A 10,441-nucleotide genomic window follows, 5' to 3' on the forward strand; every position below is an offset into this window, starting at 1 on the left:
CCCTTGTGATAAAAGGCTTTTTGGAATTTTTCCCAGTGTTCCAAACAATAAAACAAGGTGGACATTATGGCAAGAACAACTAGACCACTAAACGCTACTGAAGTAGAAAAAGCGAAACCAAAAAATAAAGAATATTACCTTTCAGACGGGGACGGTTTAAAATTGCGTGTTCGTCCAAATGGTACGAAATTATGGTTGTTTAATTACTATCGCCCCTACACCCAAAAACGCAATAATTTAAGTATTGGCACATACCCCGAAATCAGCCTAGCACAAGCGAGAGAAAAGCGGTTAGAGTTTCGCAGTCTATTGGCTCAAGATGTCGATCCACAAACGCACATTCAAGCAATCCAAGCCGAGAAATCCGCCGAGCTTAACAACACCTTTGAAAATATTGCGTGGCAATGGTTAGAACACCGCAAAAACCGTGCGAACTTTTCAGCAAGCTACGCAAATGACGTTAAACGGCTTATAGAGCGGATTTTACTCCCAGCCTTTGGAAAGTATCCAATCACCCAAATAAACGCCCCTATGGCGTTAAAAGCGTTTAAACCGCTCCAAGAAAAAGGAACGTTAGAAACCTTAAAGCGTTCCATTCAAAAGCTCAATGAAATAATGACATTCGCCCTACACCGTGAAATTATCCCTTACAACCCTACGGCGAATCTCTCTAAAGAATTTGATAGCCCACGGGTGGAACATTTCAAAACCTTGAAGCCTGAAGACCTAGGGGAATTTCTCTACACGCTGAATAACGCTCAAATCAAGCTACAAACACGCTATTTGATTTTGTGGCAATTGTTGACAATGACACGCCCTAATGAAAGTGCTACCGCCAAATGGGCGGATATTGACGAAAAAGCCCGAATCTGGACGGTGACGATTAACAAGGGAATCAAAGAAACCGACAACGGGCGAGAACACAAAATTACCCTTTCATGGCAAGCCTTAGCCCTATTGCGAGAAATTAAAAAATTGAGTGGTGGCAAAGAATATTTGTTCCCTAGCACAAAAGACCCTAAAACGCACACCAATACGCAAACGGCAAATGCGGCGATTAAACGCATGGGCTATCACGGAAAACTGGTTGCTCACGGTTTACGGGCTATAGCAAGCACCTATTTAAACGAACAAGGGCATAATCCCGAATTAATCGAAGTTGCCCTGTCACATATTAATCAAGATAAAGTGCGAATGGCATACAACCGAGCGGATTATTTACCACAACGCTTTAAACTGCTCCAAGCATGGGCGGATTTTGTCGATCAGTGTTCAAATGGGGCATTGCCTGAATATCATTTAAAAATTGTGAATGGGTAAAGTGCGGTGGAAAATGGGCGAAATTTTTAATTTTAGCTTGTATTGAAAATAATTATTTTAGAATGTAAAGGTATTTTTATGGGTTTATTAAAATCACTAAAAAAGAAATGCGGAGAAAATCCAAATTTTCCCAAGGCTGGAATATTTCTAGTTGATGAATTGAGTTTTATTTTTAATCATTTTGATGAAAATGAAGTTATAAATATATTAAAAAACAATGAATTAAGTGAATATTTGATTAAAACTATAGAACAATTACAAAATTATGAACTTGTAAGAGTGGCAAAGGCGGAAATTATAAAGAATCCAATTTACAATACTATTTTCTTTGAGCTTGATGGCACTCCAATAATTAGCAAAATAAGAAAATATTTCTTTGAAACAGTCCCACTACCTAACCTTTCAAATATATTTGTATTATTAACTACCAAAATTAAACACATTGAAAAATTTAGAAATCTTAAAGGATATCAATTAGCTGGCATTATATCTTTTTACTATCTACAAAGTGCGTTAAAAATTATTACTCATGGATATGTTAGAACATTAACAGGAAAAGCACTAAACTCTTTGAAAAAACAAATTGAGAGAAATTCAATTAAATCAATGGAATTATGTTTACAATCTAGTGAAGCGATTATATTATCTAAACAAATATTATTTGAACACAAAGAAAAAAGTATTATTGAAACAGCAAAATATTTGCTAAGCAAAGAAAGAGAAAAAATAAAAATAATTAAAGAAGAATTTGAAGCTGAAAAATTAGAAATAGCCAATAATGCAATAAAGGAAAATTCTAAAAAAGCATTGGAGGCTAGAAATAAACCAATATTGGAAAATAAAAGGAAATTTCTAAAAGCCTTTGATGAATATAAAGAGCAACAAATTTCTAAAGGATTGAAAGTTAGCAAAGATCACTTTGCTGAAGAAAACGCACAAAAATACGGAGTAAAAGTAAAAACAGCACGAAAAAATTGGTTACAAGGTTACTGAACTTTACTAGTAAAAGGTAACCATTCACAAGCAAAGCCCTGCTATTCACTAGTACAGGGCATTTTTTTTGCCCAAAATTCCTTGTTTAATACGCTCAACCTATCGCACACCACCAGCACCGATAGGCATTATTTAAACCATTCAACCAATACAAGGAAAAAACACAATGAGCGAAACTATCAATAAAATTCTTCGTAGAACACAAGTATTAGCAATGCTAGGCGTAAGCCGTTCCACAATGGCAGACTGGGAAAATCCAAAATCTAAACGCTACCGCCCAAACTTCCCGAAAAAAATATCTTTAGGGGCTAATTCTATTGGATACCTTGAAAGTGAAATCAATGCGTACATTGAACAATTAGCAAGCCAACGGATTAACTAAGGGGGAATGATGAACAATGACCGGTGGCAAATAATCGCCTACCAAGCAGACAAAAAGCCGTTGATTATTGGCTCAATGCCATTTAACCAATCATTATTTTCAATCTTACAACAAGCACAAGAAAACAAACATTATCAAGCCATTGTGCTAAAACGAATGGTCGGAGAAATCAAATGAAACGAAACAAACAACCGGAACGCAAAGAGCGAGTAGCGAAATTGTTACTTGCTCACCCGAAAGGTATTTCAGAGCGTGAACTAGTATTCAGTGAAAATATGACTAGCGGACGTAATGAAGTAAACAAACTGGAACGCTTGCTAGATGTGGAATTTAACCGAACATGGGAGAAAACCGCTGACGGTTACGGGCGATATTACCGCTATTCAATCCCAAACCGTGAAACCGCTGAAATATTGGCAGACTATGCCACCGCTAAAGCTAGAGAGCGTGGAGCAGTGATTTTCAATGAAAGCCAACTACTCCACATTTTAGGGCAATTTGCCTAATTAAATTTACCGCCCCTTGTAAACTCTCACACCTACTAGGGGCGATTTAATCAAGCAAAGGTTATTATATGGCAGATCACAAAAATAACAAAGACAGACGAATTAACGAGAAATTTCTCGCCCTCCCTAATTCGGTGCTAGACAGCCTAGCTTTTCGGTCATTAACAGGCAATGAAACAAAAGTATTTATTCATCTTTGCCGAAAATATAACGGCACGAATAACGGTAACTTAGCCATCCCCTACAATACCGTTGAGAAAGAATACAATCTATCACGCCAAACGCTTTACAAATGTCTGAAATCGTTGGAAGAGAAAGGATTTATAGAAACCAGCAGACAAGGCAGAAAAGGCGTATTGAGTCTGTATGCGGTCACAATTCACGGCGTTGATGAATGTTTAAATAATGGCTACCCTATCCACGACCTAAAACCAACAACCCAAATTAAGCATAGTTGGAAATATTACAACGACCAACTAAACGCAAAATCCAACAATACCTAATCTCAAGCCTTGTGAACAGCAAGGCATTTTTAATTCAACGCTAGCAAAAATCAGGCAAACGAGAACAAAAATGTGTTTATTTTGGTAAAAAATCCGACCGCGGAGGCATATGAATGTATTTTTTGATGTTTCTGGGGGTATTTTTTTACTAAGATAAATTCTGTACCTCTTCTTAGAAATCTCTATAGGATATGGTATATATATAAACGTGTTAAATTTTTTAACACCAAGAATGGCGAAATAATTCTATTTTCTTAACATAAAGAGCTAAATGCGTACAGGTTTTGTATAAAAAAAAGACAATGACGTTAAGAAAATAGAAATATTGTGTTAAAAAATTAGAACAGAGAAAATCTAAAATTGAAGCGAGAAAATAGTAAATGATGACAGTCCTCACCCCAAAACAAGAAGCCTTCTGTTTAGCCTACATTGAAACAGGCAACGCCAGTGAAGCCTACCGCCAAGCCTACAGCGTGGATCAAATGAAACCTGAAAGCGTTCACCGGAAAGCCAAAGAGCTATTAGATAACGGCAAGATCACGGCAAGGATTGAGCAGTTACAAGCGGACAATGTGGCACGGCACAAAATCACCGTTGACAATCTGCTTGATGAATTGGAGAAAGCGAGAAAAATCGCCGAGAGCAACAACAACCCAAATGCGATGATCACTGCCACAATGGGGAAAGCTAAGCTGTTAGGTTTTGACAAGCCGAAAGCGGACAATGACGATATGGCAAACTTGCCGACTGAGAACAATGTTAGCTTTGAAGATTGGTTGAACGGCATTGATAATTTTAAAGTAAATCCACCAACAAGACGGGAAGCGATAAAATGAGATGTAACGAAGCAAAGCGATTTTTAAGACCGTCAGCAATTGAGCATTACATCATAAATGGCAATAATTCAATTTATAGATTTATGAGCCTATACAGCGACAATGAACCCTACCCGATTAATGAGCTGGTGGAAATTCAAAAGCAAGTGATAGGCGAAATCATGGCTGATTATAAACTATGTGCTAGTGAGTTTTTATAGCAGCAATTAAAACAGGCAGAACGCTTATTAAAACGCATTGAATACAGAGAAAAGCAATTAATAGCCGGAAACACTGAATACAAACCGAATTAGAGCAGATACCGGCAAATAATAACGCCTACTAATTCCACCAACAAGCGACATATTAACCTAGATTATTCTAGGTTTTTATTTTATTTAAAATCTTATAATCTTATTGCTTATAAGATAATGATATCTTATAATCTTATTATTGACAAATAACCAAACGGCAAAGAATGAATAAAATCTACTGGACGATAAAAGCAACCAAGCAGCTTTTAAAAATTGATAGACGATATATCATCGCAATAAAAAGTACCGTAGAGCGTTTAGTTAGTTTTCCTGATGTTGATGTAGATATAAAGAAGCTCAAAGGCACAACTAATCAATATCGCCTAAGAGTGGGAATTTATCGCATAATTTTTGAAGTCATCAACGAAGAACCAAAGATTATCAGTATTCAAGCGGTCAAAAAACGTAGTGAACAAACCTACAATTAAACAGGGGGAAATAATGGCACAATTACAATATATCAATGACAAACAAGGCTCACCGCTTTTTGTGTTGTTACCTATTGAAGAATATCAGTTATTACAACAATACAAAGCAATCAGCACGAATGACACCAGCAATGATGAACACTGGCAAGATGTGGAATATATCAAGGGAGACAATGATAACGAGCTGATACCGCACGAAGTCTTAACCTTGATGATTGATGATGATATTAGTTTATTAGGTGCGTGGCGAAAATACCGCAACTTGTCACAATCAGAAGTAGCCAAACAAACAGGGCTTTCACAATCAGCCATTTCACAGGCTGAACGCAAAGAAAGCCGACCACAACAGAAGACCTTAGAGCGGTTATCTAAGATTTACCAAGTGAAGCCAGAACAGCTTACCCTTTAGCGATACAGCCTACTTTAACCGGTAGGCTGTTTTATTATTCATAGGTTTTATACAGTATATCTTAAGGGGATAAATTTTCAAAAAAAGAAAAATTTTTTTATAAAAACGAAAAAAGGCTATTTTATACAGTACATTAAGAAACAACACAGATTTTAAAAGGTACTTCCGACGGGGTACGCCTTTCCACGTGGTAACGGACTCACGGAGAAAGGCAAATTTTCGCATTTTTTGACCGTCATCATCTTGTGGTTATTTTGTGATTTTTCCAATATTGAGAAAATGAAATACTTGCTTGTCTGTAGTGAAAACATTACAATGCAACTCAAAGGGGGAACGTGAATAAAATCAAGCAAACAACCGAATTTAAACAGTGGTTTAAGACGGTGAAAGATCCGATTGCGAAAATCGCTATGACCAAACGCATTGAGCGAGCAATGATAGGCAATTTTGGCGATTATAAAAGCCTAGGTGGTGGATTGTATGAAATGCGGATTAATACAGGCAAGGGCTACCGCATTTACTATGCTCAACATGGCGAAATTATTTATATTTTGCTCAATGGGGGCGATAAGTCCAAACAGCAAGCAGATATTGAAAAAGCCAAGGTAATATTGGCAGACATTAAAACAGGCAAAATAATCAAATAGGACGGCATACATGGAAAACAATACAGACATTTCCCCTGAAATGGTGGAAAAATACGGCATTACCGATTTTGACACGGCGGAATATTTAGAGAATGATGAACTTATTGCATTATATCTAGCGGAAACTTTACGCACTGGCACACCTGAAGAATTTATCCAAGCCTTAAACACCGTAGCGAGAGCGAAAGGCATGAACGAATTAGCCCAAAAATCAGGCATTGGCAGAGAAAGCCTATATCAAACTCTTTCATCCAGCAAGCCCCGTTTTGAAACCGTGCTAAAAATTCTTAACGGGCTGAATATTGAGTTAGTGCCACGGATAAAGACGGCTTGAAAAACAAGTCCAAATTTAACCGCGGTTTTGAATAACTGATCATCTAAAAATGGGGACACTTTGAATTAAAGTAACACCATAAGTAACACCGGCGAAAATCTGAATTAAGAAAACCCAGTATCTATAAGGCTTGAACGCACCCAATTCAGATGACCCCAGCGACTAAACCACTTTAATTTCTATCGCCTACACATCTTTCTTCAATTAATTAAGCATCTAATTTCCTTAATCGTAACTCATTTAGATGCTTAATTATTTCTATCTTTCATCAATCGTCTTAATCCAAAAGAAAAAGAACCAGTATTCAATTAATAATAGGATCACAATACAAATTCTGCCATAAATCGGCGTAAAGTAGAAACTGATTGCCATCATCACTGTCGATAAAGTTAAAATTGAAATTTTAGATTTTTTGGTTAAAGCACGTTGCTCATCAAAAGATTTTAAGTGTTTTTTATAAATTTCCGTTTGTAAAAACCAACTGTGTAAACGTGGCGAACTTTTGCCAAAGAAGAACAGAGCCAACAATAAAAAAGGCGTGGTAGGCATCACGGGTAACAATGCACCAATAACCCCTAATCCGATACAAATAAATCCTAATCCAATATATAAAAATCGCATTTTATTCCTTATAAAATTTAACAATATTCACTTGATTTGCTACAATCCACCTCAATATAACAAGATTATATCGGAAATGAAAATTAATATTAAATATCAAAGGATAGATTATGACAAATCCATTACTAGAAAACAATAAATTCCCCCCATTCTCTCGCATTGAACCACAATATATTCAACCAGCTGTCGAAAAATTAATCCAAGATTGCCGTGATGTCACTGAACAGGTGTTAAAACAACCGCAGTTTACTTGGCAAAATTTTTATCAGCCATTGGCGGAAGTCAATGATCGTCTAAGTAAGGCTTGGTCCCCAGTTGGGCATTTAAATGCGGTGAAAAATAGCCCAGAATTACGTGATGCCTATCAAGCCTGTTTGCCTTTATTGTCAGAATATAGCACTTGGGTAGGACAACATCAGGGCTTATATCAAGCCTATTTAAGTTTAAAAAATAGCCCTGAATTTGCCACCTATTCCACAGCCCAAAAGAAAGCGATTGAAAACAGCTTACGTGATTTTGAATTGTCTGGCATTTCTTTACCGCCAGAACAACAAAAACGCTATGGCGAAATTGTCGCTCGTTTATCGGATTTAACATCACAGTTTAGTAATAATGTGCTAGATGCGACGATGGGTTGGGGAAAAGTGATTACCGATGAAAAAGAGCTAGCTGGCTTGCCTGAAAGTGCGTTGCAATTAGCTAAACAATCGGCGGAAAGTAAAGGTTTACAAGGCTATCGTTTCACGCTTGAAATGCCAAGCTATTTGCCAGTGTTGACTTATTGTGAAAATCAAGCGTTACGTGAAGAAATGTATCGTGCTTATGCTACTCGTGCATCGGATCAAGGACCTAATGCAGGAAAATGGGATAACTCCGCCATTATGGATGAAATTCTAACCTTACGCTTAGAACTCGCTAAATTATTAGGATTTGAACATTATACTGATCTTTCATTAGCCACTAAAATGGCAGAAAATCCACAACAAGTATTGGATTTCCTTGAAAATTTAGCTACTCGCTCAAAAGCACAAGGGGAAAAAGAACTTTGTGAATTAAAAGCCTTTGCGGTCAAAAATTATAATGTAACCTATTTTGAACCTTGGGATATTGCCTTTTATAGTGAAAAACAAAAACAAGCGTTATATGCCATTAATGATGAAGAACTTCGTCCTTATTTCCCTGAAGAACGGGTACTTTCAGGTTTATTTGAACTTGTGCAACGCATTTTTAATATTCGTGCAGTAGAACGTTTTGATGTGGAAACCTATCATAAAGATGTGCGTTTCTTTGATTTAATCGATCAGACGGATGAAGTACGCGGCAGTTTTTATTTAGATTTATACGCTCGTGAACACAAACGTGGTGGTGCATGGATGGATGATTGTATTGGTCGCAAACGAAAAACAGACGGCTCATTACAAAAACCTGTCGCCTATTTAACCTGTAACTTTAATGCTCCAATCGGGGATAAACCAGCGTTATTTACTCACGATGAAGTTACTACCCTATTCCATGAATTTGGGCATGGTATTCATCATCTGTTAACGCTGATTGATGTGGGGGATGTGTCTGGGATTAATGGTGTGCCTTGGGATGCAGTGGAATTACCAAGTCAATTTATGGAAAATTGGTGTTGGGAAGAAGATGCGTTAGCCTTTATTTCAGGGCATTATCAAACTGGCGAACCATTACCAAAAGAAAAATTGACACAGTTGATTAAGGCGAAAAATTTCCAAGCTGCGATGTTTGTATTACGTCAATTAGAATTTGGCTTGTTTGATTTCCGTCTGCATCATCATTATCAAGTGGGCAAAGCTAATCAAGTGTTAGACACGTTAAAAGCCGTGAAAGATCAAGTGGCTGTAATTAAAGGAGTGGACTGGGTGAGAACTCCTCATAGTTTTAGCCATATTTTTGCGGGTGGTTATGCCGCAGGTTATTACAGCTATTTATGGGCAGAAGTATTATCCGCCGATGCCTATTCTCGCTTTGAACAAGAAGGTATTTTTAACCCTATCACAGGACAATCTTTCCTTGATGAAATTTTAACTCGTGGTGGTTCAGAAGAACCGATGCAACTGTTTGAACGGTTCCGTGGTCGTAAACCAACCTTAGATGCGTTATTACGCCATAAAGGGATTTTGGACAAGGTGGAAAAAGCCCCCTGTGTCACGAAACAATAGCATCACAAAACAATAGTAACCCTGTTAACAAATTAAGTAAGGAGTTTTTATGAGTATTTTAGTCACTGGTGCATCCGCTGGTTTTGGTAAAGCTATATGTAAAAGTTTAGTTAAAGCTGGCTATAAAGTGATTGGTGCAGCACGTCGCGTAGAGAAATTACAAACATTACAAGTCGAGTTAGGGGAGAATTTTTATCCCCTTATAATGGATGTGTCAAAAACAAGCGAAATTGACACCGCGCTTGCCAGCCTACCAACAGAATGGGCGGAGATTGAATTGTTAGTCAATAACGCTGGTCTTGCCCTAGGTTTAGAACCCGCTCATCAAGCGCATTTTGATGACTGGCTAACCATGATCAATACCAATATTATCGGTTTAACTTATTTAACTCGCCAAATTTTACCTAAAATGGTAGAACGCAACCAAGGGCATATTATTAATTTAGGCTCTATTGCTGGCACTTATCCCTATCCCGGTGGTAATGTTTATGGCGCAACCAAAGCTTTTGTTAAACAATTTAGTTTAAATTTGAGAGCGGATTTAGCTGGTACAGCTATTCGAGTCACCAACGTTGAACCAGGGTTATGCGGTGGAACAGAGTTCTCAAATGTACGTTTTAAGGGGGATGATGAAAAAGCGGCTAACCTATATAAAGGCACAAACGCCATTCAACCTGAAGATATTGCTAATGCCGTGTTATGGATTTATCAACAACCTGCTCACGTAAATATTAATCGGATTGAGATTATGCCTGTGTCGCAGAGCTTTGCGGCGTTGAATGTAGTAAAAAATTAGCAAAAAAATACCGCACTTAGATATTAAATTATCAAAGTGCGGTAATTTATCATCTAAAAATTAGGCATAATGGACAAAATGGTTGCTAAGTAGTAGGTTAAAGCCTTATAGTACAAGGCTTTAACCCACTTTCAAAATTATGAACAAAAAAATTGCCCATTTTGCTTAAAAAATACTACAAAAAAATATG

At 37.2% G+C, this 10,441-nt stretch carries 14 protein-coding genes; 13 read left to right on the top strand and 1 reads right to left on the bottom strand.

Annotated elements, in window-relative coordinates:
• The first annotated feature begins 66 nt into the window (after window positions 1-66).
• The 11 genes from E0709_RS09645 (at window position 67) to E0709_RS09690 (ending at window position 6,651) form a co-directional block, all read left to right on the top strand.
• Window positions 67-1,320, top strand: coding sequence for an integrase arm-type DNA-binding domain-containing protein (locus tag E0709_RS09645; protein ID WP_132300333.1), 1,254 nt, complete (start codon window positions 67-69; stop codon window positions 1,318-1,320).
• Between the two features lie 78 nt (window positions 1,321-1,398).
• The gene (locus E0709_RS09650; RefSeq protein WP_132300331.1) at window positions 1,399-2,313 is read left to right on the top strand and encodes a hypothetical protein; all 915 of its coding nucleotides are present in this window, start codon (window positions 1,399-1,401) and stop codon (window positions 2,311-2,313) included.
• A gap of 166 nt (window positions 2,314-2,479) precedes the next feature.
• On the top strand, window positions 2,480-2,695 hold the full coding sequence (locus tag E0709_RS09655) for a helix-turn-helix transcriptional regulator (protein WP_132300329.1): 216 nt from the start codon (window positions 2,480-2,482) through the stop codon (window positions 2,693-2,695).
• Between the two features lie 6 nt (window positions 2,696-2,701).
• Window positions 2,702-2,872 (top strand): hypothetical protein, encoded by a 171-nt coding sequence (locus E0709_RS12320; protein ID WP_165867199.1) that lies wholly within the window; start codon window positions 2,702-2,704, stop codon window positions 2,870-2,872.
• Complete coding sequence (locus tag E0709_RS09660; protein WP_132300327.1) at window positions 2,869-3,201, top strand: hypothetical protein; 333 nt, start codon at window positions 2,869-2,871, stop codon at window positions 3,199-3,201. The genes E0709_RS12320 and E0709_RS09660 overlap by 4 nt, the downstream gene beginning before the upstream one ends.
• A 68-nt stretch (window positions 3,202-3,269) precedes the next feature.
• Entirely contained in the window at window positions 3,270-3,704 is a 435-nt protein-coding gene (locus E0709_RS09665; RefSeq protein WP_132300325.1) for a helix-turn-helix transcriptional regulator, read from the top strand.
• 380 nt (window positions 3,705-4,084) lie between these two features.
• Window positions 4,085-4,540 carry a terminase small subunit gene (locus E0709_RS09670; RefSeq protein ID WP_243640846.1) on the top strand — a complete coding sequence of 152 codons (456 nt, stop codon included), beginning with the start codon at window positions 4,085-4,087 and terminating at the stop codon, window positions 4,538-4,540.
• Window positions 4,541-4,997: 457 nt separating this feature from the next.
• Entirely contained in the window at window positions 4,998-5,261 is a 264-nt protein-coding gene (locus tag E0709_RS09675; RefSeq protein WP_132300323.1) for a type II toxin-antitoxin system RelE family toxin, read from the top strand.
• A gap of 13 nt (window positions 5,262-5,274) precedes the next feature.
• On the top strand, window positions 5,275-5,670 hold the full coding sequence (locus E0709_RS09680) for a helix-turn-helix domain-containing protein (RefSeq protein ID WP_132300321.1): 396 nt from the start codon (window positions 5,275-5,277) through the stop codon (window positions 5,668-5,670).
• Window positions 5,671-6,005: 335 nt separating this feature from the next.
• Window positions 6,006-6,317, top strand: coding sequence for a type II toxin-antitoxin system RelE/ParE family toxin (locus tag E0709_RS09685; RefSeq protein ID WP_132300319.1), 312 nt, complete (start codon window positions 6,006-6,008; stop codon window positions 6,315-6,317).
• A gap of 10 nt (window positions 6,318-6,327) precedes the next feature.
• Window positions 6,328-6,651: an addiction module antidote protein gene (locus tag E0709_RS09690; protein WP_207905216.1), complete on the top strand. Its 324-nt coding sequence runs from the start codon at window positions 6,328-6,330 to the stop codon at window positions 6,649-6,651.
• A 258-nt stretch (window positions 6,652-6,909) separates the two neighbouring features.
• Here E0709_RS09690 and E0709_RS09695 read toward each other — a convergent pair whose 3' ends face one another.
• Window positions 6,910-7,272 (bottom strand): YbaN family protein, encoded by a 363-nt coding sequence (locus E0709_RS09695; RefSeq protein WP_132300317.1) that lies wholly within the window; start codon window positions 7,270-7,272, stop codon window positions 6,910-6,912.
• 110 nt (window positions 7,273-7,382) lie between these two features.
• Here E0709_RS09695 and prlC point away from each other — a divergent pair, with 110 nt between their 5' ends.
• Both prlC and E0709_RS09705 read left to right on the top strand, forming a co-directional pair.
• Entirely contained in the window at window positions 7,383-9,455 is a 2,073-nt protein-coding gene (gene prlC / locus E0709_RS09700; RefSeq protein ID WP_132300315.1) for an oligopeptidase A, read from the top strand.
• A gap of 49 nt (window positions 9,456-9,504) precedes the next feature.
• Window positions 9,505-10,251: an SDR family oxidoreductase gene (locus tag E0709_RS09705; protein ID WP_132300313.1), complete on the top strand. Its 747-nt coding sequence runs from the start codon at window positions 9,505-9,507 to the stop codon at window positions 10,249-10,251.
• Window positions 10,252-10,441 lie beyond the last annotated feature (190 nt).

It is taken from the genome of Lonepinella koalarum (assembly GCF_004565475.1).
GTDB lineage: Bacteria > Pseudomonadota > Gammaproteobacteria > Enterobacterales > Pasteurellaceae > Lonepinella > Lonepinella koalarum.

What these genes read in the sequence shown, in the direction of transcription:
- E0709_RS09645 (WP_132300333.1), top strand. Translation starts at nt 67, where the DNA reads ATGGCAAGAACAACTAGACCACTAAACGCTACTGAAGTAGAAAAAGCG.
- E0709_RS09650 (WP_132300331.1), top strand. Translation starts at nt 1,399, where the DNA reads ATGGGTTTATTAAAATCACTAAAAAAGAAATGCGGAGAAAATCCAAAT.
- E0709_RS09655 (WP_132300329.1), top strand. Translation starts at nt 2,480, where the DNA reads ATGAGCGAAACTATCAATAAAATTCTTCGTAGAACACAAGTATTAGCA.
- E0709_RS12320 (WP_165867199.1), top strand. Translation starts at nt 2,702, where the DNA reads ATGATGAACAATGACCGGTGGCAAATAATCGCCTACCAAGCAGACAAA.
- E0709_RS09660 (WP_132300327.1), top strand. Translation starts at nt 2,869, where the DNA reads ATGAAACGAAACAAACAACCGGAACGCAAAGAGCGAGTAGCGAAATTG.
- E0709_RS09665 (WP_132300325.1), top strand. Translation starts at nt 3,270, where the DNA reads ATGGCAGATCACAAAAATAACAAAGACAGACGAATTAACGAGAAATTT.
- E0709_RS09670 (WP_243640846.1), top strand. Translation starts at nt 4,085, where the DNA reads ATGATGACAGTCCTCACCCCAAAACAAGAAGCCTTCTGTTTAGCCTAC.
- E0709_RS09675 (WP_132300323.1), top strand. Translation starts at nt 4,998, where the DNA reads ATGAATAAAATCTACTGGACGATAAAAGCAACCAAGCAGCTTTTAAAA.
- E0709_RS09680 (WP_132300321.1), top strand. Translation starts at nt 5,275, where the DNA reads ATGGCACAATTACAATATATCAATGACAAACAAGGCTCACCGCTTTTT.
- E0709_RS09690 (WP_207905216.1), top strand. Translation starts at nt 6,328, where the DNA reads ATGGAAAACAATACAGACATTTCCCCTGAAATGGTGGAAAAATACGGC.
- E0709_RS09695 (WP_132300317.1), bottom strand. Translation starts at nt 7,272, where the DNA reads ATGCGATTTTTATATATTGGATTAGGATTTATTTGTATCGGATTAGGG.
- prlC (WP_132300315.1), top strand. Translation starts at nt 7,383, where the DNA reads ATGACAAATCCATTACTAGAAAACAATAAATTCCCCCCATTCTCTCGC.
- E0709_RS09705 (WP_132300313.1), top strand. Translation starts at nt 9,505, where the DNA reads ATGAGTATTTTAGTCACTGGTGCATCCGCTGGTTTTGGTAAAGCTATA.